The following is a 21,821-nucleotide window of genomic DNA, read 5'->3' as shown; positions in this document are numbered from 1 at the left end:
CCGACCCGCCCGGCTGCCCGACCCGCCCGCCGACCCACTCGCTCCGCCCCAATCCCGTCCGGTCCCCCGACCCCGCTTCGCCGCCCGACCACCCCGCCACCCAGCCCCGCCCGGTCACCCGACGCCCGCCCCGCCCCTGCCCGGTCCCCGACCCCGCACCGCCGCCTGACCGCCTCCCGCCGCGGGACGGCAACCCCGGCCCCCGCAATCCCAGCCCCCGCCGTTTTCTGGACTTGCCGGTCCATTTTTCCGTCGGCACGGTGGAGCGGTCGGCACATCCCCCACCGAAGGCGGAACGCAGTGGACCTCCAGTTGACCGGTAAGCGCGCCCTCGTCACCGGTTCCAGCTCGGGCCTGGGCGAGGCCGTCGCCCACGCCCTCGCCGCCGAAGGGGCCGAGGTCGTCGTGCACGGCCGGGACGAGGCCCGGACCACCGCGGTCGCCGAGGCGGTCCGCGCGGCGGGCGGCGAGGCGGACGTGGCGATCGGCGACCTGGGCACGGACGGCGGGGCCGACGCCGTGGCCGAGGCGGCGGGGCGGGTCGACGTCCTGGTGAACAACGTGGGCGTGTTCGACATGTCCCTGGACTGGTGGAGCGCGACGCCCCAGCACTGGCTCGACATCTACAACACGAACGTGGTGTCCAGCGTGCGCACCGTGCAGCGGTTCGTGCCCGCCATGCGCGAGCGCCGCTGGGGCCGCGTCATCCAGGTCGGCAGCATCACCGGCACCGTGCCCATCGCGCCCCAGCCCCACTACGGCGCCACCGCCGCCGCCCGCGACAACCTCGCCCGCACGCTGGCCCGCGAACTGCGCGAGACCGGCGTGACGTCGAACGCGATCGCGCCCGGCGGCATCCTCACCGCCACCGGGCGGCAGCGGATCGCCGAGTACGCGGCCGAGCACGGCCTCACCGGGCCGTGGGAGGAGGTCGAGTCCCGGTACGTGCGCGCCGCCGCGCCCAACGACACCGGCCGCCTCGCCCGACCCGCCGAGATCGCCGCGGCCGTGGCCTACCTGGCCAGCCCCGTGGCCGACTTCCTGACCGGTGTCACGCTCCGGTTCGACGGCCACTGGCGCGCGTGACCGCCGCCGCGCGCAGCTGCGCGAGGTGGAAGTCCAGCGCCGCGCCCAGGTGCTCGTCCGACCCGGTGGACAGCAGGATCGAGACCCCGCCCTGCACCGCCGCGAGCAGGGCGGGCGCGGCGCGGTCGACGTCGAAGGCGGGGTCGAGGAGCCCGTTGTCCTGGAGCGCCACCATCCCCGCCGCCAGCCGGGCCTGCCACCGCGACATCAGCCCGCGCGCGATCGCCCGCGCGCCCGGGGTGCCGCGGCCCACCTGGAGGAACAGCGTCCCGAGCGGGCAGGTGTCGCCCATCTCCCGGTAGCGCCGCAGCACGGTGTCCCGCCAGGCCTCCCACGACTCCCACGTCGACAGGTCGTCCAGGTGCGGCCGCTGGTCGTCCAGCACCCGGTCCGCCTCGTGCTCGGCGACGGCCAGCAGCAACTGGTCCTTGCCGTCCGGGAAGTAGTGGAACAGCTGGCCCTTGCTGGTGCCCGTGGCGGCCAGGACGTCGTCGAGGGTGGTCTCGACGACGTTGCGCTCGCGCAGCAACCGGGCCGCGCCCTCGACGATCCGAGCCCGCGTGGCCAACCCCTTGGGCGTCAACGCCCTCGTCACCGGTCGCACCCGGCGACGGTACCCCTGGGCAGCGCCGGGCGGCGCGTCAGCGGCGGCGCTTCTTCAGGTACGCGGCCAGCTCGTCGTAAGCGCCGTTCTCGTTGCCGTACAAGGCGTAGTTGCGGGCGGTCCCCAGCCACTCGCCGATGCTGGGCGACACGGATCTCACCGCGTCCTGGAGGTGCCGCTGGGTGATGGGGTGGACCCGGCCGGACGCCATCGACTCCTCCATGGCCGTCTCCGTGGCCTGCTCGCAGACCAGCGCGAGGTCCGCGCCGGACATGCCGTCCGCGGCCTTGGCGATCCGGGCGAGGTCCAGCCGCTCGGTCGGCCTGCCGCGCAGGTGCAGCCGCAGGATCGCCTCGCGGGCCTCGACGTCCGGCGGCAGCACCAGCACGGTCCGGTCGAACCGGCCCGGCCGCAGCAGCGCCGGGTCCACGTCCCACGGGTGGTTGCTGGCGGCCAGCACGAACACGCCCTCGTTGTCCGTGCTCGCGCCGTCCAGCTCGGCCAGCATCTGGTTGACCACGCCGCGCAGGGCCGACCCGCCGCCGCGCAGCTGCGACCGCTTCTGGCCCAGCGCGTCGATCTCGTCGAAGAACAGCAGGCACGGGCGGTTGCGGCGGGCGGTGTCGAAGATGTCGCGCAGGTTGCGCTCGCTGCTGCCGAGCCACATGTCCAGCACGTCGCTCAGGCCGATCTCGTAGAAGCTCGCGCCCAGCTCGCCCGCCAGCGCGCGGGCGATGAGCGTCTTGCCGCAGCCGGGCGGCCCCCACAGCAGCAGCCCGCCGCGCAGGGACTTGCCGAACGCCAGGCGCAGCTCCGGGTTGCGCAGCGGGGTGAGGAACGACATGTCCAGGCGCTTCTTCACGTCGGCCAGGCCGCCGATGTCCGCCAGCGTGACGCCCGCCTTGCCCATCGTGCCGATGCCGGGTTCGGCGACGGGCTCGCTGTCGTCCCACCGCCGCAGGATCTCGTCGGCGGTGTCCGGCACGGCCGACGCGACCGGACCGGATCCCGGCGCCGGTGCGGGCGAGGGCGAGGGAGGTGGCGGGTCGAGCGCGTCCGCGAGCCGCCCGTAGGAGGCGGCCCTGGTCTCGTCGCCGACCGCCCGCGCGGCGCCGGCCGCCGCGCGCAGCGCCGCCACGTCGTCCGGCACGGCGGCCAGCACGGTCGTGGCGTGCGCGAGCGCCTCGGCCGGGTGGCCCGCGTCCAGCAGCAGCCGCGCCACGTGGGCCCGCACCGGGTGGTTGCCGGGGTCCGCGGCCAGCGCCCCGAGCAGCGCCTCGATCACCGGATCATGCGTCACGTTCGGTCGCCCTGAAGTCCCGCAACCCGCTCTACGGCGCGCTGCTGCGGTTCAACTCCTGGCTCGGCTCGGTGCCGACGGGCGTGCGCGTGGCGGTGCTGCTGGTGCCGTTCCTGCTGACCCGCTTCCTGCGGCCGTTCGACGACCAGGCGTGGGCGCGGGTGCTGATCATCGCGGTCGTGGGGCTCGTCGTGCTGAGCTGGACCCTGGAACCGCTGATGAACTGCGTCCTGCTGCTCAGCCGCGACCGCCACCTGGTGAGCCGCCCCGCGCGCCGCGCCACGTTCCTCTTCCTCGGCTTCGCCGTCGCGGCGGCCACCGTCGCGGTCCTCGCGAGGACCGGCGACCTGCCCGGCCTGCTGCTCCTGGCCTTCGGCCTCGGGCTGTGGGCGATGGCCTCCGGCTCGACCCACAACGTCCACGGGGGCCGGCGCAAGGTGCTGCTCGTCGGCACGGCGGCGGCGGCCTCCCTGGGTGCGCTGGCGGTGGCGGCGACCCTGGCCGGGGCGCCCGGCGCGTCGTCGGCCGTGACCCTCGTGCTGATCAGCGGCGTCGTGGCCACCTGGATCTCCGTGTTCTCCTGACCAGGGTCCCGCACCGCTGAACCCCGCCCGTGAGGCCGGGAACCCGACCACGAACGGACCTCAGGCGGATCCCCGTCGCGTGCCCGTCGACCTGTCGGCCGCGCGACGGGACCGGGCCAGGGCCAGTCCGCCGAGGACCGCGCCCACCAAGCCCACCACCGCGGCCACCACCCCTCCGCCCACCCCGTTGCCGGTGCCGGGACCACCCTCCGCGGTGACCACGACCACCACGCCGAGGAACCCGCCGACCACCCCCGCCACGAGCGCCACGACAGCCCGGCCCCGCCCGGAACCGGGACGGGCCGCCGCGAGCCCGCCGACGACCGCGCCGACCAACCCCGACAACCCGGCCACGAGGGACACGGCCCTCCCCGCGCCCATGCCGCGCGACTGGGCCGCGAGGTGCCCGAGCCCCTCGAACGAAGCGGTCACGGCCAAGAAGTCACTGATCACCACGGCGTTCCTCCTGCGGTTGAGCGGAAACCGAGCATGGCCGCCGACCCCGCCGCCCGTCGTCGTGCGGGCGCGGGCGATCCGCGCTGCCGCCCGTGCCGCAGCCGACTACCGCGGGCGCGGCAGGACGCCCGGGACTACCGCGTGCGCGGTAGCCGGCCGGTCATGCCCGAGGAGGACTCGCCCGCCCGGACGCCCGACTAGGGTTCACCCATGAGCCGGGGGCGGATCGCGGTCGCGGACTGGGCGATCGCCGCCGGGGTGGCAGCCACCCAGCTGATCGCCGGGTCGTCCGGGCAGCACGCCGCGACGGGGCCGAACCCGCTGGGGCACGTCCTGCTGGTGGTGGGCGGCCTGGCGCTGGCCGGGCGACGCCGGGCGCCGGTGACCGTGCTGGCCGTGACCGGGTCGTCCGCGCTGGGCCACCAGGCCCTCGGCTTCGACGTGCCCGTCGTCGCCTACTTGTTCGCGGTGTACGCCGCCGTGCGGGCCGGTCACCGGGTCGTCGCGGTGGCGGGTTCGGTGGTCATGCTCGCCGCCGTGCCGCTCGCGATTCTGGTGTCGCCCCACGGCTGGCTCCTCGGCGAGGCGTTCACGCGGTCCAGGGACGTCCTCCAACTGGCGTGGCTGGTCGCCGCCGGCGCGGCGGGCGAGGCGCTGCGGCAGGCCGAGCGCCGGGCGGACGAGGCCGAGCGCACCCGCGAGGAGACCGCGCGCCGCCGCGCCGACGAGGAGCGGCTGCACATCGCGCGGGAGCTGCACGACTCGCTCACCCACCAGATCTCCGTCATCAAGGTGCAGGCCGAAGTCGCCGTCCACCTGGCGCACAAGCGCGGCGAGCAGGTGCCGGAGGCCCTGCTCGCGATCCGGGAGGCCGGCCGCGAGGCGGCGCGGGAGCTGCGGGCGACCCTGGAGGTGCTGCGCGACGACACCCCGCCGCACGGGCTCGACCAGGTGCCGGAACTGGTGCGGCGGGCGCGGGCGATCGGCCTGGACGCGGAGCTGACGGTCGAGGGCGCCCGGGGCGGCGTGCCCGCCGCGGTGGACCGGACCGCCTACCGGGTCGTCCAGGAGTCGCTGACCAACATCGCCAGGCACGCCAATGCCACCACCGCGTCGGTCCGCATCGACCACCGCCCCGACGCCCTGGTCATCAGGGCCGACGACGACGGCAGGGCCACGCCGGACGTGGTGCCCGTGCCCGGGGTGGGGCTGCTCGGGATGCGCGAGCGGGTCACCGCCCTCGGCGGCAGGCTGCGCGCGGCGCCGCGCGGTGGTGGCGGCTTCACCGTCCACGCCGAACTTCCCGTGGACCGGGCGCCGTGATCCGCGTCCTGCTGGTCGACGACCAACCGCTCATCCGCAGCGGGTTCCGCGCGCTGCTCGACGTCGAGGACGACATCGAGGTGGTGGCCGAGGCCGCCGACGGCGCCGAGGCCGTGGCGCTGGCCAGGTCGCACCTGCCCGACATCGCGGTCGTCGACATCCGGATGCCCGTCGTCGACGGCGTCGAGGCGACCCGGCGCATCGCCGCGGACCCCGCCCTGGCCGCGGTGCGCGTCGTCATCCTCACCAACTACGGCTTCGACGAGCACGTCTTCGACGCCCTGCGCGCCGGTGCGACCGGCTTCCTCGTCAAGGACGTCGAGCCGGAGGACTTCCTGCACGCCGTGCGCGTCGCCGCGCGCGGTGACGCCCTGCTCGCGCCGTCGATCACCCGCAGGCTCATCGACCGGTTCGTCGCCCAACCGCTCGGCACCGGCGTCGGCCGGGGGTTGGAGGAGCTGACCAACCGGGAGCGCGAGGCCGTCGCCCTGGTCGCGCGCGGCCTGTCCAACGACGAGGTCGCCGACCGCATGGCGATCAGCCCGCTGACCGCGAAGACCCACGTCAACCGGGCCATGGTCAAGCTCCGCGCCCGCGACCGCGCGCAACTGGTGGTGTTCGCGTACGAGGCGGGCCTGGTCACCCCGCGCGGCTTCTGAGGTCCTGGGGGGCCGAGGTGGGTCGAGGGGCCGGTCTCGCCGCGGCGGCGTCGCACGGCCGGCCGTGCGACGGCACGGCCACGCCGACGTCGCACCGTCGCCGGCCGCCGAAGGGCGCCGGGTGGTCGTGCCGCTCCTCCGGGGCGGCGGCACGATCGCCTGACGGTGCCTGCCACGCCCGCGGCCGCCACCGGCCCCCACAGCGAGACCGCCACCGGCTGCGCCCAACCCCGGGCGCCGTCAGCCGAACACCACCTCGACGACCAGCCCGCCGCCCTCCCTCGGCGCCGCCGTGACCCGCGCCCCGTGCGCCGTCGCGATCGCGCGCACGATCGAGAGCCCCAACCCCAGCCCGTGACCGGTCCTGGCGCGCCCGAGCCGCTGGAACGGCTGGAAGATCCGCCCGACCTCGTCCGCCGGCACGACCGGGCCGGTGTTGGCCACGGTCAGCGCGCCGGAGCCGCACCGCACCTCGACCCAGCCGCCGGGCGCGTTGTGCCGGATCGCGTTGTCCACCAGGTTCACCACCAGCCGCTCGGCGAGCGCGCGGTGCCCGGACACCGGGCACGGCCCGATCGCCGTGCGCAGCGCGACGTCCGGCGTCCGGCGCGCCTCGACCACACCGGTCACCACCTCGCCCAGGTCGAACGGGTGGCGGACGTCGATGCCGGCGTGGCCGCGGACCAGGGTGAGCATGGCCTCGATCAGCCGTTCCTGCTGCTCCCCCGCCGCGAGGACCCGTTCGTGCGCCGCGCGCAGGGACGCCACCGTGGCGTCCGGGTCGTCGAGCGCCACCTGCCCGATCGCGCGCTGGCGGGCGAGCGGGGTGCGCAGCTCGTGGGAGGCGTTGGCGACGAACCGGCGCTGGGCCTCGAACGACGCCTCCAGCCGGCCGAGGAGCTCGTCGAACGTGTCGCCCAGCTCCTTCAGCTCGTCGTCCGGCCCGGCCAGGGCCAGGCGCCGGTGCAGGTTGGTCGCCGAGATCTCCCGCGCGGTCGCGGTGATCGTGCTCAGCCTGCGCAGGACGCGGCCCGCCACCCACCAGCTCAGGGCGAGCACGAGCACCACCAGCATGGCCAGCGCGGTCCCGGACTGGACCACCAGCTGGCGCAGCACGTCCCGCCGCTGCTCGGCCAGCGCCGCCTCCGCCCTGGCCACCACCTGCTCCGCGCCCACGTCGAACGGGAGCGCCGGGCCGCCGGGCAGGCCGCGGTCACCCGGCGCGCGGAGCAGCGTCACGTCGCCCTCCGGCGCCACCGAGTGCCGGACCAGGACGTACGTGACCGCCAGCGCCCCCGCGCCGCAGAGCAGGAACAGCGCGCCGTACAGCAGGGTCAGCCGCAGCCGCACGGTCCGCCGCGGCAGGCGGCGCCGGGGCCGGGCGAACCGGGAAAGCCGGGAAGACCGGGCGAGCCGGGCGAGCGGGCCCCTCACACCCGGTACCCGCTCCTGGCCACGGTCTCGACGACCGGCGGATCGCCCAGCTTGGCCCGCAGCCTGCTGACCGTGACCTTCACCGCGTTGGTGAACGGGTCGGCCGCCTCGTCCCACACCCGTTCCAGCAGCTCCTCCGCCGACACGACCCGGCCCTCCGCCGCCAGCAGCAGCTCCAGCACGCCGAACTCCTTCGGCGAGAGCTCCAACGGCCGGTCGCCCCGGGTCGCCCTCCGCCGGGCGGTGTCGACGACCAGGTCGCCGCGGCGCAGCACCGGGGGCGCGGCCGGGTGGGCCCGCCGCGCCAGCGCGCCGACCCGCGCCACGAGCGCCCGGAAGTCGAACGGCTTGGCCAGGTAGTCGTCCGCGCCGAGGCCGAGCCCGTCGACCAGGTCCTCCGTGGTGGCCGCCGCGGTCAGCATCAGCACCCGGCCCCGGCACCCGGCCGCGATCAGCTCCGCGCACACGTCGTCGCCGTGCGTGCCGGGCAGGTCCCGGTCCAGCACCACCACGTCGTAGTCGGTGCTCAGCGCGCGTTCCAGCCCGCTGGTCCCGTCCAGCGCCACGTCGACGGCCATGCGCGCCCGGCGCAGCCCGGTCGCCACCGCCCGCGCCATCTCCTCGTCGTCCTCCACCACCAGCACCCGCACCCGCGCAGTATCGCCGGCCACCGGTTTCGCAGGGGTTTCGCCGCGCGGCGAAACCGCCGTGAAACCGGTGGCCCCGTAGAACTCGCCCTCGTCCGATACCCACCACCCCAAGGAGATCCTCGTGGCACGCAGATGGCGTCCGCTCACCATCGCCGCGGTGCTCGCCGTGACGGCCTCGCTCGTCGGCGCGGCGGACGGCACCGCCGACCCCGTCCCGGCCGGCGCGGGCAGGCCACCGGCCTGCGTCAAGCCCACCCCCGTGCCGGGGCAGCCGCCGCCGACGCCGACGCCGCCCACCGCCACCACGGTCGGGCAGGCCTACCACTGCATCTTCGACAACTACTACAGCGGGCCGGTGCTCGACAGCCGCACGCTGCTCGTGCCGGCGTTCGCCGCGATGACCCAGGAGCTGCAACGCCGGGGCCTCGACCGGCCCGACGCCACCCTGCCGGCGCTCACCGGCCGCAGGGACGCCGACTGGGCCGCGTTCGGCGGGGTCTACCGGCGGATCGCGAACGCGCTGCCGGACGACGGCGCGCGCGCCGCCCTCGCCACCGCCGCCATCAGGGCCATGGTGGACGAACTCGACGACAACCACGCGCGGTGGCTCAGCGGGTTCACCCCGAACCCCTACGGCTTCGACCTGTCCGTCACCTCCGGTCCCGGCGACGTCGACCCGGTGGCGACCGAGCCCGCCCACGTCACCGGCGTCGCGGCGGGCAGCCCGGCCGCGGTCGCCGGCCTCGCGCCCGGCGACGAGGTCCTGGAGGTCGACGGCGTGCCGCTGTTCGTCAACGGCGTCCTCACCAGGGGCGCGCTGTCGCCGACCGGCACCGCGCCGGGCTCCGTGCTCCGGCTCACCGTGCGCCGCCCGGCGACCGGCGGGACGTCCACCCTCACCCTGACCGCCGCCCCGTACCAGCCGCGACCCCGGGACGTGGAATCCCGGTTGGTGGACGGGGACGTCGCCTACGTCAGCCTGCCCAACTTCGCGCCGGAACTGGCCGACCGCGCCCTGGCCGCCATCGCCGACCTGCGCGCGCGGGCGGACCTGCGCGGGGTGGTCCTGGACCTGCGGGGCAACGGCGGCGGCAGCCCCGACGCCGTCCGCAAGCTCCTCGGCGCCCTCGCCCACGGCAGGACGACCAGCTACTGGTGCGACGTCAGGGACCGCTGCACCCCCAACCGCACCGACGACTCGGTCGACCTGCTGGACCTGCCGTTCGTCGCCCTCACCGACCGCCGCTGCGCGTCCGCGTGCGACTCGTTCGCCGGCACCGTCAAGGACCTCCGCCTCGGCACGCTGGTGGGCACCCGCACCGCCGGCGCCGTGTCCGGCCCCGGCCTGCCCCACCTGCTGGACAACGGGAGCATCCTCGCCCTGCCGAAGCACCACGAGGTCGCCGCGAACGGGGAGATCGTGAACACCATCGGCGTGGCGCCGGACCACCACGCCCCGACGACCGCGGCGGACCTGTCGGCGGGGCGCGACCCGGGGCTGGACAGGGCCGTGTCGCTGCTGTGACCGGCGGGCGCGCGGGGTAGGCGGACCGCGGGCGGCGGGAGCCGGGCGATTCGGGCCGGTCCGGTTCAGGCCGGCCCGGTTCGGCCCGGCCCGGCCCGGTCCGGGGTGCGGCCGGAGCGCTCCGGGCCGGTCGTCACCCCGGCCCGTCGAGCGCGAGCCACGCCTCCCGGCGCTCCCGCTGCCGAACCGGGTCCGCGACCGGCGCGGCCGCCAGCAGCCGCCGCGTGTACGGGTGCAGCGGCGCGGTCAGCACCTCGTCGGCGGGCCCGGTCTCGACGACCCGGCCGCCGTGCAGCACGGCCACCCGGTCGGCCAGCCGCTCGACCACCGCGAGGTCGTGGCTGATGAACAGGCAGGCGAAGCGCAGCTCGGCCTGGAGCGCGCGGAACAGGTCGAGCACGCGGGCCTGGACGGACACGTCGAGCGCGCTGGTCGGCTCGTCCGCGATCAGCAGGTCCGGGTCCAGGGCGATGGCGCGGGCGATGCCGACCCGCTGCCGCTGCCCGCCGGACAGCTCGTGCGGGTACCGGTCGCGCAGCGACGGCGACAGCCGCACCGCGTCCAGCAGCCCGTCGACGCGGCGGTCCAGCTCGGCGCCGCGCAGCGGGGTGTGCAGCAGGAACGGCGAGGCGATGCTGCGGGCGACGGTGGCCCGGGGGTTCAGCGACGACGCCGGGTCCTGGAACACCACGCCGACGCGGCCCCGCGCCCGCTTCGCCGCCCGGCCGCGCAGCCGGGACAGCTCCTGGCCGGCCAGCTCGACCACCCCGGCGGCGGGCGTGACGAGCCCGGTGACCGCGCCCGCGATGCTGCTCTTGCCGGACCCGGACTCCCCGACCAGGCCGAGGACCTCGCCCCGCCCGACGTGCAGCCCGACCCCGTCGACCGCCCGGAACCGGCCGTAGGCGACGGTGAGCCCGGACAGCGCGAGCACCGGGTCGTCGCCGGGCCGGTCGGGCGCGGACAGCGAGGGCGAGGTCACGGCCACGTGCGCGCCGCGCGCCACGACGCCCGGCGACACCTCCACGGCGGCGGGCGGTTCGGCGGGCGGCGGTCCGCTCAGCGAGATCACGGAGTCCAGCAGGGACCGCGTGTACTCGTGGCGCGGCGCGGCGAACACCTCCGCCACCGGACCCTGCTCGACCACCCGGCCGTCGCGCATCACCACGACCCGGTCGGCCAGGTCCGCGACCACGCCCATGTCGTGCGTGATCAGCAGGATCGCCGCGTCGAGCCGGCCGCGCAGGTCGCGCAGCAGCTCCAGGACCTCCGCCTGGACGGTCACGTCGAGCGCGGTCGTGGGCTCGTCGGCGATCAGCAGCGCCGGGTCGTTGGCCACGGCCATGGCGATCACCACCCGCTGGAGCTGCCCGCCGGACAGCTCGTGCGGGTACTTCCGCCGCGCCCCCGGGGGCAGCCCGACCAGCGCCAGCAGCTCGTCCACGCGCCGCCGGGCCTGCGCCGCGGTGCGGCCGCCGTGCGCCCGGACGACCTCGGCGAGCTGGTCGCCGACCCGGAACACCGGGTTGAGCGCGGTCATCGGCTCCTGGAACACCATGCCGATGCCGTTGCCGCGCACCGCCCGCAGCTCCTCGGCGGACAGCGCGAACAGGTCCCGGCCGGCGAACAGGGCGCGCCCGGTGACCGTGGCGGCGCCGGGCAGCAGCCCCAGCAGCGACAGCGCGGTCACCGTCTTGCCGGAGCCCGACTCGCCGACGACGGCCAGCACCTCCCCCGCCGCCAACGAGTAGTCGACCTCCTCGGCGGCGGGGGCGTCGAACGCCACGGAGACGCCCTCCAGGCGCAGCAGCGGCGGTGTCACTTGGCGATGCCCGCCTGGAGGTAGTTCGGGTAGGCGGGGAAGTCGGCGATGTAGAAGTTCGCGACCTCGGAACCGCGCAGGAACGAGTTGCGCGTGTAGATCAGCGGCACCACGGGCGAGTCGGCGAGGATCTTCTTGTCCAGCTCGACCCACCTGCGGTTGGCGGCGACCGGGTCGACCTCGCTCTGCGCGGCCTCGATCAGCGCGTCGACCTCGGGGTTGCGGTAGCGGGAGAGGTTGTACCCGCCGCCGCCGATCTCCGAGGAGGCGAACAGCGGCTGGATGTTGGCGTTGGCGCTGGGGAAGTCCGGCTGCCACGAGCTGAGGGTCAGGTCGTAGGTGGGGTTCGCGGCCTGGCTGGTCTCGGCCGTGTACGCGTCGGTGTCGAGCACCCGGATGTTCACCGCGATGCCGGCCTTGGCCAGCGCGGCCTGGAGCGCCTGCGCCTTCGCCGGGTAGTCGTTGCTCTTGGGCACCACGAAGTCGAGGTCCTTGAGGCCGTCGGGGAAACCGGCCTCGGCGAGCAGCCGCTTGGCCTTCTCGGGCTCCCCGGCCGGCTGCGCCGGGTACAGGTCGAACTGCTCGCGGCCCGCGATGCCCTGGGTGATCAGGGTGGTGGCGGTGTCGCCGGCGAGCTGCGCGGCGCCCGCGGACGCGATCTGGTAGGACGTCTTGTCGACCGCGTACTGGAACGCCTGGCGCACCTTCGGATCGGTCAGCTTCTCGGTGTTGAGGGCGAGGTAGGCCAGCGCGCCGGTCTTCGAGGTGACGAGCCGCTGCTTGGCGGAGGCGTTGCCCTGGAGCTGCGCGAGCTGCGCGGGCGAGGCGAAGGAGGAGCCGAACGCCTGCCGGTCCTCACCGCTGTCGGCGACGAGCCGCTGGGAGACCACGGAGGCCTCCTGGCCGAGCTGGAACTGGACCTCGTCGGGCAGGCCGCCGCGGATCTGGTCGGAGGCGCGGTCCCAGTGGGGGTTGCGGACCAGCCGGGCCCGCACGCCGCGCTGGTACTCGGCGAGCTGGTAGGGGCCGGAGGCGACGGGGTGCTCGCCGTAGTCCGGCTCGGCGCCCTTGCCCTCCGGCACCGGCGCGAAGGCCGGGGTGCTGGTGATCCACGGCCAGTCGCCGTACGGGCGGGTCAGGCGGAAGACGATCGTCCTGTCGTCCGGGGTCTCGATGGAGGCCAGGCGCTCGCCCTCGAACGGGCCGCGGTAGTCGCCGCCGCCGACCAGCAGCTGCTTGTGGTAGCCGAGCCCGCCGGAGAACGCCGGCGCGAAGGTCCGCTCGACGCCCCACTTGACGTCGTGGGACCGGATGGGGCTGCCGTCGCCGAACTTCAGCCCCTCCTTGAGGGTGAACGTCCAGGTCTTGCCGCCGTCGGAGGCCTTGCCGGTGTCGCCGAGGTCCGGCGCCACCGCGGCCTGCTCGCCCTCGGCGTTGACCCAGCCGGTGAGCCTGCGGTGCACGAAGCCCAGCGAGGTGATGGGCAGGCTGCTGCTCTTGGCCGGGTCGTAGTTGACCGTCTGCCCCTCGCTCAGGATCCGCAGCGTGCCGCCCTGCGCCGCCTCGGCGGCCGACGACGCGCCGGTGTTCCCCGGGTCGTTCGCGTTGCACGCGGCGAGCAGGGTCGCCGCCGCCGCGACCGCGACGAGCTTCCGGACTTGCCTGGACACCATCTCTTCTCCCCCTGGGACATCAGGTGAGGCGGGCTCGCGGGTCGAGCGCGCCGTAGCAGAGGTCGACCACGGCGTTGGCCAGGACGACCAGGAAGGCGGCGAACAGCGTGCAGCCCAGCAGCAGGGGCAGGTCGCGCTGGTTCACCGCGTCGATCAGCAGCCCGCCGAGGCCCGGCAGGCTGAACACCCGTTCGGTGATCACCGCGCCGCCGAGCAGCGAGCCGAGGTCGATGCCGAACACCGTGACGACGGGCAGCAGGACGTTGCGCAGCGCGTGCCTGCCGATCACCGAGGACTCGCGCAGGCCGTTGGCGCGGGCCGTGCGGATGTAGTCCTCGCCCAGCACCTCCAGCATCTGCGCCCGGGTCAGCCGGAGGTAGACGGCGGCGTGCGCGAACGCCAGGACCAGCCACGGCAGCACGAGGTGCCACGCCCAGTCGACGGGGCTCTCGGTGAACGGCACGTACCCGCCGACCGGCACCACGTCGAGGGTGAAGCCGAGGACGAGGATGCCCAGCAGCCCCACCAGGTACACGGGGGCGGACACGCCGGCGACCGAGCCCGCGAGGGTGATCCGGTCCCACGCCGTGCCGCGGCGCAGCGCGGCGAGCACACCGGCGCCCACGCCGGCGACCAGCCACAGCACCGCCGCGCCGACCGCGAGCGAGAACGTCACCGGCAGGCGTTCGGCGATGAGCACGGCGACGTCGGTGTTCTGCTGGAACGAGTAGCCGAAGCACGGCGCGGCGCAGTGGATGGAGGTCGCGCCGACGCCGAACGTGCGCCCGGTGACGACACCGCCGAGGTAGTCGAGGAACTGCCGCCACCACGGGTCGTCCAACCCCATGAACTCCCGGGCCAGCGCCAGGTTCTGCTCGGTGCACGGCCGGCCGCACGCCAGCTGCGCCGGGTCGGACGGCACGAGGTAGAACACCACGTAGGTGATGAACACGACGACGAGCAGCACCAGCAGGGTGCTCGCGATCCGGTTCGCGGTGAACCTGAGGGCCCGCATCAGCGTCGCACGTCCGTCTTGGGGTCGAGGGCGTCGCGCAGGCCGTCGCCGAACACGGTGAACGCCCAGGTGGCCAGGAACAGGGCGACGCCGGGGAAGAACAGGAACATCGGTTCGGTCGACACCCAGTCGACCGCCGTGCTGATGGTCCGGCCCCAGCTCGGCGTCGGCGGCGGGATGCCGACGCCGAGGAACGACAGCGCCGCCTCCAGGCCGATCTTGCCGGGCACGGACAGCGTAGCCACCACGATGATCGGCGCCCACAGGTTGGGCAGCAGCTCGGCCCGGAACACCTGCCACGGGCTCGCGCCGAGGATGCGCGCGGCGGCGACGAAGTTCCGCTCCTTCAGCGTCAGCACCTGCGCCCGCACGATCCGGGCGATGGAGGGCCAGCCGAAGAACCCGATCACCAGGATCAGCAGCAGCGGCCGGGACACGTGGCTCGGCACCACGGCGCCCAGCGCGATCATGAAGATCAGGTAGGGGAAGCCGAGGAACACGTCGGCGGCCCAGGTGACGATCCGGTCCGGCCAGCCGCCGAGGTAGCCGGCGGCCGCGCCGACGAGCGTCCCGAACACCACCGAGACCAGCGTCGCCGCCAGGCCGATCAGGAACGACGTGCGCGCGCCGTGGACGACGATCGCGAACAGGTCCCTGCCGGTCAGCGGCTCGACGCCGAACCAGTGGTCGCCGCTCACCCCGCCGAGCACGCCCGCCGGGCCGCCGGTCCCCGGGTCGAGCGCCTCGGTCCGGTAGCTGTACGGGTCCTGCCCCTCGATGGCGGTGAGCAGGTCGGCGGCCACGGCGGCGAGCCCGAGGACCGCGATCGTGACGGCGCCCGCGAGCGCCCAGCGGTCCCGGCGCAGCATCGCCGTGACGGCCTTGCCGACCGACCTGGCCGGCGCCGGGACGTGTGGTGACGACAAGGGACCTACCTCTGGTGGGGTGAACGACCGGAGACGATAGGGAAAATCGCCGTGCCGGTGTCCCGATCCCACGATGTGGAAACGCTTTCCCCCCAATGGGCGATCGTGTTGCGGAACACCGCAGCCGCGCCCGTCAACCCGCGCGACCCCGCCGCGCGCCGGCGTCCCGTGCCGCCAGGACGTCGCCCCACCAGCGCTCGGCGACCTCGGGGTGCGACCGGAGCCACCCCAGCAGGGCGTTCTCGCCGTAGGCGGCGAGCAGCGGGTTGTCGGCGTCCTGGTCGACCCCGCGCGCGGCGGCGGCCAACTCGGCGGGCAGCTCCAGCGGTTCGACCACGGCGTCCAGCCGGGGCCCGAGGAAGAACGGCACGGAGAACCGCTCGACGCCCGCCGGCGGGCTGAGGACGCGGTGCCGGGTCGCGGTCAGGTACCCGTTCGTCGCGATCTCCAGCATCTCGCCGATGTTGAGCACGAAGCTGCCCGGCAGCGGCGTCACGTCGATCCAGGACCCGTCGGCGGCCCGCACCTGGAGGCCGCCGACGTCGTCCTGCTGGAGCAGCGCCAGGTAGCCGTAGTCCTTGTGGGCGCCCACGCCCTGCTCGACGTCCGGCGCGGGCCGCCCGGGGTAGCGGACGATCTTGAGGTGCGTGTGCGCCTCGTCGTCGAACCACGGGTCGAAGTGGCCCTCGTCCTGACCGAGCGCCGCGGCCAGCGCGCGCAGCACCTCACGGGCGACCCGCGTGGCCTCGTCCTGCCAGGCGAGGGTCGTCTCCCGCAGCTCGGGCAGGTCGGTGGGCCACTGGTTCGGGCCGACCAGCCCTCGCCACGCGGGGTCGCCGGGTCCGACCGCGACCGCGTCCCGCTCCGGCCCGACGTCGATCTGCTCGCGCCAGTCGGGCGCGCCGCCGGTGCGCTCCCGCCCGGCGCGCGTGTAGCCGCGGAACTGGGGCGAGCGGACGTTCTCGATCGCGAGCCGCCGCTCCAGGGGCAGCGCGAAGAACCGCTTCGCCACCTCGAAGATCCCGGTGGTCAACGCCGGGTGGACGCCGTGCCCGACGACGTAGAAGAAGCCGACCTCGTGCGCGGCGTGACGCAGCGTGCGCAGGAACTCCTCCCGGTCGACACCCGGATCGCGGAACGCGGAGATGTCGATGACCGGCAGTGCCGGGGATCCCGTTGAAGTGCCCACCTGGCCGAGCGTAGGGCCGGCGGGCACCCCCAAGATCCCTTCCCACTTGGTGGACAATGCTTGCCGCGCCCGAAAAGCCCCGCGTCAGGCGTGCAGCACCCACCAGGCGGCGAGCACCCCGCCGCAGTTGGTCGCCAGGTGCACCAGCACCGGGGCGAGCACACCCCGCCCGACGTGCCGGCACCAGTGCAGCCCGACCCCGGCCACCGCCGACGCCACCACCGCCGACGCCACGGTGACCAGGACCGGCGCGTCGCCGAGCAGGGCGTCGACGGCGGCGTTCTCGCGCAGGGCCAGGGAGGGCAGGATGTGCCACAGCCCGAACAGCGCCGAAGCGCCCAGCACCGGCCCCCAGCGCCACCGCTCCCCCGCCCCGAGCAGGGCGGGCAGGACACCGCGGAAGGCGACCTCCTCCAGCAGCACGGTCCCCAGCGGGATCCGCACCAGCACGACCCACAGCAGCGCCCCGACCCCGTCGACCACCACCCGCCCGTCGTGGAACACCTCGCGCCAGGCCGGCACGAGCAGGGCGGCCCCGAACACCGCGCCGACCACCACCACCCCGACCGCCCCGACCAGGGCGGCCCGCCGGGCGAACCGACGGTCCAACCCGACCTCCGCGAGCCCGAGGCCGGCCCACCGGGCCACCCCGAGCAGGCAGGCGGTGGCGACCAGGCCGTTGAGCGGGTAGGCCCACCCGGGCAGGAAGCGGTTGGCCAGGACGGTGGCCAGGACGAGCAGCACGACAGCGGCGGCAAGAGCGGCGCCCCGACGGCGACCGATGGTGTGCATGGCTCCCCCAGTGTGCATCGGCCGTCAGGCGCGCCCCGCGTTTCCTGATCATCCCATCCGGGCGGTTTGGGCACATGTGGAGCGCGGGGGCCGACCGCTCGCCCGGCGGCGTCGGCTGCCGGGGAGCACTCTCGGGAGCACCCGCTCGGCGACGCGGTCCCCGACGCGCCGATGCCCGCGGACTCCCGGCGGAACAAGATGGTCAACCACGCGTTCCGGTCCGGGGTCGGCTTCCGGCTCCGCGCACCGGGAGGCCGACGCGGTGGCGACCGGCGTTCGCGACGCCCACCCGCACGGCCGACGGTTTCGAACTCCGGCTCGGGACCGACCACCTACGGAATCGCGTTCCCGCCAGTCCTCCCGAAGACGTCGCGCCAGCAATTGTGAGAGCGGCTCGCGACATGCCGCCCGAACCACTCGATGGGATGACATTCGGCGTGCGACGCGGTTCTCCGGCGCGGCGGCTCCCTCCCGCACTTTTGCGGCGCTCCTGCCGCACCCCCGCATACCGCAGGGCGACCAAGGCCACCGCGTCGGAGCAGCGAAGTCCTCCCCACGCCACATCTTCCGGCCTTCCTTCCCCTTCGCCGAACAATCCGCGGCAAAAAGCGACTCCAACACCATTTCACGGTTTCCCGAAGAAGCTGAGCGCAGCACGCCCCGCGCAATTCCCCTTCGGCTGGAACACGGGAGTTCTGAGTCGTATTACCCAGTTCTCCCCGCGGTGTGACCCCATACTGCGTGCGTACCGCGGGGACAGCAGCGGTCGCCACCATTCCGGTCGGGGTTCGGAGAGGAGGAACCTTGCCGTTCCACCCAGAAGCGCAACACCACTCCATAGTGTCGGTGGACATCGCGGGCTCCAGCGCCGCGGGCAAGCACGTCGGGCACCGGCTGCACGCGGTCCACTCCCTGCGCCAGGTCGTGGAGCACGCCTTCGGCGAGGCGGGCATCGGGCTGGAGCACTGCGACTTCCGGGATCGCGGCGACGGCTACCAGATCCTGGTGAACGCGGCGGTGCCCAAGGCCCGCCTGGCGCGCAAGTTCGTCAGCGAACTCGTGGACGGCGTCCTGGAGCACAACGAGAGTGCCAACGAGCAGAGCAGCCTGCGGATCAGGGTGGTGCTGCACTACGGCGAGGTCACCCCGGTGGAGACCACCGAGGTCTCCAAGGCCATGGAGCACGCCACGCGCATCCAGGACGCGCGGCACGTCAAGGAGCGGCTCCGGGAGTCGGGCGCCGTGCTGGCCCTCGTGGTGTCCGAGGACTTCTACACCAACATCGTCGACGAGGTCGCGGCGGTGCGCGAGCGGTACGGCTTCACCCTGTTCACCGAGGTCTTCCGGGGCGTTCCCCTGAACGCCTGGCTGTGCCTGTTCGGCGGCCGGGCGCCCGAGGTGCCCGAACCGCACGGCGGGACCGCGCGGGGCGCCGGGCCCGCCCTGCCCTCGGTGCCCCGCGACCGGTCGGACCCGGTGTTCGACATCGTCCGGTCGATCATCGTGTTCGGCGCGCCGGGCGCGACCGAGCGGCAGGACCGGACCACCGCCCCCGTGCTGTTCGGGCCACCGGGCTCGGGCCGGACGCGGACGGAGCAGTGGCTGTGCGACGACCTGCGGCGGCGCGGCCAGCGGTGGGTGCTGCTCGGCGCGGCCCACGGGCACCGGAGCAGGCCGGTGCCCGACCTGCTGCTGGAGGCCGCGGTCAGGCTGGTCGCGCAGGACGGCCCCTGGAGCTTCTCCCGGCTGCTGAGCCACCTCGTCGCGAGGTCGATCCGGCGCGCGGGCGGCGTCGCCGTCGACGACCTGCTGGAGCGGCTGCGCTCGAAGGAGGCGCTGGCGAGCGCGCTGCGCCGGCTGTGCGACGAGGCGGGGCTCTACGACCAGGCGCACCCGGTGATCCGCTCCCTGACCGCCCGGCTGCTCCGGCGCACCTGGTCCCGGCCGGGGGGCGAGTACGACTGGCACCGCCGGGCCGCCGCGCTGGACGAGTTCGCCGACCTGTGCGAACGCGGCGACCGCGACTCCCGGGACCGCGTGGACCACGTCCTGGTGACGGCCTTCCTGGAGGACCTGGCGGCGGCCGGGACCGGCGGGTCGCGCCGCGTGGACCCGGTGGTCGTGCTCAGCAGCGACATCGACGCCGCGCCGCTGCTGCGGGCCTGGGGCGCCGCGGTCGCCGCGGGGACGCGGGCCAGGGCGACCTTCATCGCGGCGGGCGACCGCGCGCTGGTGGGCAAGCTCGGGCTGCCGGGCGACCAGGTGATCCCGGCCGACCGCAAGGAGGTGGAGCGGCTGAGGTGGGGCACCGCCTCCTCACCCGGGCCCTGCACCCCGCTGCCGCTGTCCGGGCTCACCACGGCCCAGGTCAAGGCCATGGCCGCCGAGGCCGGCGTGCCGGAGGAGCACCGGGAGGCGCTCGCGTTCTCCGTGATCCGGCTGAGCGCGGGCCACCCCGAGGCGGGCGCGGAACTGGTGCGCGCGGCGCGCCTGCTCCCCGTCACCGGGTGGGCGCCCCGGCTCCTGCTGGGCGTCGAGGCCCACGACCGGTCCGGCCCGCTGCGCCACTACCTGCTGAAGCGGCTGCTGGCGGAGCGGACCGGCGACCTGGCCGACGCCGTGACCCGCTCCGCCGCCAGGAACCAGGCCGAGGCCGCCCTCCTGATGACGGACAAGCAGCAGACGTGGCTGAAGGAGTCGGTGCTCGCGACCGAGTGGGCGTGCCTGGGGCCCAAGGGCATCCCGGTGATGCACCCGCTGCTGCGCCTGCTGCTGGTCGAGCGGCTGGCCGAGCGGCCACCCGACGCGCCGGACTCGTGGGGCGCGGTGTTCACCCGGCTCGCGGAGTGCGCGAAGCGGCGCGGCGACGAGGAGGGCGAGCTGCACCACCGGTTCGCCGCGGGTGACGTCAACGGCGTGCAGGACGCGCTGGAGAAGCTGCTCGTCACCGGGGAGGGGCGGCGCTGGCTGGACGTCGTGGAGGTGGTCGTGTCCTGCCCGGCCCACCCCGGCCTGCTGCCGCCCAGGGCGTTCCGCTCCCCGATCGAGGGCGTGCTGCTGTCGTGGCACGCCACCGGCAACGTCCACCTGATCGACGAGTGGGCCGACCACCACATCAGGACCGCCACGTACCTCAGGCAGGTGGTGGGACTGGCCTACAGCGACCAGATGGAGATCCTCGCCATGGCCGACTGGCACGAGGAACAGGGGCGCCACCTGCCGCGCCGTCGAGGTCTGCCCCGTCAGGACGAGGAGGAAGAGCAGTGAGCCCAGTGGACATCCCCGACGCACGCCCCCGGTGGAGCAGGCGGCAGGTCGTGGCGCTGTGCTCCGCCGCGGTCGTGCTGGCGGGCGCGGTCGCGGCGGTGTCCTGGGCGGTGCGCGAACCGGTCTGCGACGACCAGGAGGGGCTGGTGCGGATCGAGGGCCAGTGCATCGGCGTCGCCGACCCGAACCGGGCGTTCGACTTCGGGCAGGACCGGCTCGGCGGCGTCATGGAGCGCATCCGGCGGCAGAACGAGGAGGCGACCGCGGACCCCCACCACGTCAGCATCGCGGTGCTGCTGAACCTGACGCCACCGGCGGAGCACGCGATCGAGCCGGTGACGCAGGTCGGGCACCAGCTGGAGGGCGCCCTGCGCGCGCAGGCCCTGCACAACGCGGACAACACGCCCAAGGTGGCGCTGCTGCCCGCCAACGCGGGTGACGGCTTCACCCACTGGGAACCCGCGGTGGGCGAACTGCTCCGCAGGCGCCAGGCCCCGGACCGGCTGGTCGCGGTCACCGGCTTCGGCCAGAGCCTCACCACCACGAAGGACGCGATCAGGAGGCTGTCCGAGAACCAGGTGCCGATGGTCGCCTCGACCATGACCTCCGACGCGCTGCGCGGCATCAACGGGCTGCTCCGCCCGGCGCCCACCAACTCCCGGCAGGCCGAGGTGGCCGCGGCGAGGGCCAGGGAGGTCCTGCTCGCCGACGCCGGCGGCGATCTCGGGGGTAGGCGGCCCGGGGTCGTGGTGATCACCGACCGGAACACCGACGACGACTACTCGTCCGACCTCGCCGGCAAGTTCAAGGAGAAGGCCGAGGCGTCGGACATCGAGGTCCTCAAGACCATGACGTACGACAGCAGGTTGAAGGACGTCAAGGGCACGTTCCGGGCGGACCAGCCCAACATCTGCTACGCCAGCACCCGCGTCTTCTACTTCGCCGGTCGGGGCGTCCACCTCAGCGCCCTGGTCGAGGCGCTGGGCGACAGGCCGTGCGAGAAGGGGAAGGAACTGGTGATCCTGACCGGCGACGACGGCCCCACCGACGAGCAGGCGGACACGGACGAGTTCCGGGCGGGCCTGGTCGGGGTCACGATCGTGCAGACCGACCTGGCGGCTCCCGACCTCATGGCCGGCTACGAGAAGCTGATGGAGAAGGGCGGGCAGGACGGCGAGCGGATGAGCCTGAAGGCCATCACGGACTTCGCCGGGCGGAAACTGCCGGACTACGCGCTGGACGACGCGGCGCGACGCGACGACGGCACGGTCCTGTCCCACGACGCCGTGCTGACCGCGCTCAGCATGGTCATGATGGCCGTGGACCCCACGCGGCAGACCCCGTTGGACCACCGGGAAGTGCTCAAGGTCGTCTACTCCGTGAGCGGGAAGAACGCCGTGCCGGGGGCCAGCGGGAGGCTGTCCTACACCAGCGAGGGCGACGCCGAGGGCAAGGTGGTGCCGTTGACCGAGAGGACGGTGGCGGGCACGGTGCTGGTGGACGTGCGCTAGCCGGG

At 74.7% G+C, this 21,821-nt stretch carries 19 protein-coding genes; 8 read left to right on the top strand and 11 right to left on the bottom strand.

What is annotated here, in order from left to right; translation table 11 throughout:
* Window positions 1–312: 312 nt before the first annotated feature.
* A complete protein-coding gene (locus ABD223_RS25130) occupies window positions 313–1,086 on the top strand; it encodes an SDR family NAD(P)-dependent oxidoreductase (RefSeq protein ID WP_344038934.1) in 774 nt (257 codons plus the stop codon).
* On the opposite strand, the gene ABD223_RS25125 is transcribed toward ABD223_RS25130, so the two are convergent.
* Together ABD223_RS25125 and ABD223_RS25120 are read right to left on the bottom strand one after the other, a co-directional pair.
* Complete coding sequence (locus ABD223_RS25125) at window positions 1,052–1,690, bottom strand: TetR/AcrR family transcriptional regulator (protein WP_344038933.1); 639 nt, start codon at window positions 1,688–1,690, stop codon at window positions 1,052–1,054. The genes ABD223_RS25130 and ABD223_RS25125 overlap by 35 nt on opposite strands.
* A gap of 37 nt (window positions 1,691–1,727) precedes the next feature.
* Window positions 1,728–2,990: an ATP-binding protein gene (locus tag ABD223_RS25120; RefSeq protein WP_344038932.1), complete on the bottom strand. Its 1,263-nt coding sequence runs from the start codon at window positions 2,988–2,990 to the stop codon at window positions 1,728–1,730.
* A 71-nt stretch (window positions 2,991–3,061) separates the two neighbouring features.
* Between ABD223_RS25120 and ABD223_RS25115 the strand changes: the two genes are divergently transcribed.
* Window positions 3,062–3,574 carry a hypothetical protein gene (locus tag ABD223_RS25115; RefSeq protein WP_344038931.1) on the top strand — a complete coding sequence of 171 codons (513 nt, stop codon included), beginning with the start codon at window positions 3,062–3,064 and terminating at the stop codon, window positions 3,572–3,574.
* A 60-nt stretch (window positions 3,575–3,634) separates the two neighbouring features.
* On the opposite strand, the gene ABD223_RS25110 is transcribed toward ABD223_RS25115, so the two are convergent.
* On the bottom strand, window positions 3,635–4,027 hold the full coding sequence (locus tag ABD223_RS25110) for a DUF6223 family protein (RefSeq protein ID WP_344038930.1): 393 nt from the start codon (window positions 4,025–4,027) through the stop codon (window positions 3,635–3,637).
* A 36-nt stretch (window positions 4,028–4,063) separates the two neighbouring features.
* On the opposite strand from ABD223_RS25110, the gene ABD223_RS25105 reads away from it, so the two are divergent.
* Genes ABD223_RS25105 through ABD223_RS25095 form a run of 3 tightly spaced genes read left to right on the top strand, consistent with a single transcriptional unit; the run spans window position 4,064 to window position 6,012 of the window.
* A complete protein-coding gene (locus ABD223_RS25105; RefSeq protein WP_344038929.1) occupies window positions 4,064–4,231 on the top strand; it encodes a hypothetical protein in 168 nt (55 codons plus the stop codon).
* Between the two features lie 9 nt (window positions 4,232–4,240).
* The gene (locus ABD223_RS25100; protein ID WP_344038928.1) at window positions 4,241–5,353 is read left to right on the top strand and encodes a sensor histidine kinase; all 1,113 of its coding nucleotides are present in this window, start codon (window positions 4,241–4,243) and stop codon (window positions 5,351–5,353) included.
* A complete protein-coding gene (locus tag ABD223_RS25095; RefSeq protein WP_344038927.1) occupies window positions 5,350–6,012 on the top strand; it encodes a response regulator in 663 nt (220 codons plus the stop codon). Before ABD223_RS25100 ends, ABD223_RS25095 begins: the two co-directional genes overlap by 4 nt.
* 240 nt (window positions 6,013–6,252) lie before the next feature.
* Here ABD223_RS25095 and ABD223_RS25090 read toward each other — a convergent pair whose 3' ends face one another.
* Both ABD223_RS25090 and ABD223_RS25085 read right to left on the bottom strand, forming a co-directional pair.
* Window positions 6,253–7,446, bottom strand: coding sequence for a sensor histidine kinase (locus ABD223_RS25090; protein WP_344038926.1), 1,194 nt, complete (start codon window positions 7,444–7,446; stop codon window positions 6,253–6,255).
* A complete protein-coding gene (locus ABD223_RS25085) occupies window positions 7,443–8,096 on the bottom strand; it encodes a response regulator transcription factor (protein ID WP_344038925.1) in 654 nt (217 codons plus the stop codon). Before ABD223_RS25085 ends, ABD223_RS25090 begins: the two co-directional genes overlap by 4 nt.
* 121 nt (window positions 8,097–8,217) lie before the next feature.
* Between ABD223_RS25085 and ABD223_RS25080 the strand changes: the two genes are divergently transcribed.
* A complete protein-coding gene (locus tag ABD223_RS25080; protein ID WP_344038924.1) occupies window positions 8,218–9,621 on the top strand; it encodes a S41 family peptidase in 1,404 nt (467 codons plus the stop codon).
* 133 nt (window positions 9,622–9,754) lie between these two features.
* Here the strand turns inward: ABD223_RS25080 and ABD223_RS25075 are convergent, their stop codons facing one another.
* The 6 genes from ABD223_RS25075 to ABD223_RS25050 all read right to left on the bottom strand — a co-directional run bounded on the left by ABD223_RS25075 (window position 9,755) and on the right by ABD223_RS25050 (window position 17,038).
* Window positions 9,755–11,443 (bottom strand): dipeptide ABC transporter ATP-binding protein, encoded by a 1,689-nt coding sequence (locus ABD223_RS25075; RefSeq protein ID WP_344038923.1) that lies wholly within the window; start codon window positions 11,441–11,443, stop codon window positions 9,755–9,757.
* Window positions 11,440–13,116: an ABC transporter substrate-binding protein gene (locus tag ABD223_RS25070; protein WP_344038922.1), complete on the bottom strand. Its 1,677-nt coding sequence runs from the start codon at window positions 13,114–13,116 to the stop codon at window positions 11,440–11,442. Before ABD223_RS25070 ends, ABD223_RS25075 begins: the two co-directional genes overlap by 4 nt.
* Before the next feature lie 19 nt (window positions 13,117–13,135).
* Window positions 13,136–14,131: an ABC transporter permease gene (locus ABD223_RS25065; protein WP_344038921.1), complete on the bottom strand. Its 996-nt coding sequence runs from the start codon at window positions 14,129–14,131 to the stop codon at window positions 13,136–13,138.
* Window positions 14,131–15,000: an ABC transporter permease gene (locus ABD223_RS25060; protein WP_344038959.1), complete on the bottom strand. Its 870-nt coding sequence runs from the start codon at window positions 14,998–15,000 to the stop codon at window positions 14,131–14,133. The genes ABD223_RS25065 and ABD223_RS25060 overlap by 1 nt, the downstream gene beginning before the upstream one ends.
* A gap of 190 nt (window positions 15,001–15,190) precedes the next feature.
* Window positions 15,191–16,246 (bottom strand): isopenicillin N synthase family dioxygenase, encoded by a 1,056-nt coding sequence (locus ABD223_RS25055; protein WP_344038920.1) that lies wholly within the window; start codon window positions 16,244–16,246, stop codon window positions 15,191–15,193.
* A gap of 84 nt (window positions 16,247–16,330) precedes the next feature.
* On the bottom strand, window positions 16,331–17,038 hold the full coding sequence (locus ABD223_RS25050; RefSeq protein WP_344038919.1) for a CPBP family intramembrane glutamic endopeptidase: 708 nt from the start codon (window positions 17,036–17,038) through the stop codon (window positions 16,331–16,333).
* A gap of 804 nt (window positions 17,039–17,842) precedes the next feature.
* Here ABD223_RS25050 and ABD223_RS25045 point away from each other — a divergent pair.
* Together ABD223_RS25045 and ABD223_RS25040 are read left to right on the top strand one after the other, a co-directional pair.
* Complete coding sequence (locus ABD223_RS25045) at window positions 17,843–20,305, top strand: hypothetical protein (protein WP_344038918.1); 2,463 nt, start codon at window positions 17,843–17,845, stop codon at window positions 20,303–20,305.
* A complete protein-coding gene (locus ABD223_RS25040) occupies window positions 20,302–21,816 on the top strand; it encodes an ABC transporter substrate-binding protein (protein WP_344038917.1) in 1,515 nt (504 codons plus the stop codon). Before ABD223_RS25045 ends, ABD223_RS25040 begins: the two co-directional genes overlap by 4 nt.
* The last annotated feature ends 5 nt before the right edge of the window (window positions 21,817–21,821 follow it).

The sequence above is a fragment of the Saccharothrix xinjiangensis genome, from assembly GCF_039527585.1.
Lineage (GTDB): Bacteria > Actinomycetota > Actinomycetes > Mycobacteriales > Pseudonocardiaceae > Actinosynnema > Actinosynnema xinjiangensis.
The sequence above is the reverse complement of the archived record's forward strand: the minus strand, read 5'-3'. Positions and strand labels throughout refer to the sequence as shown.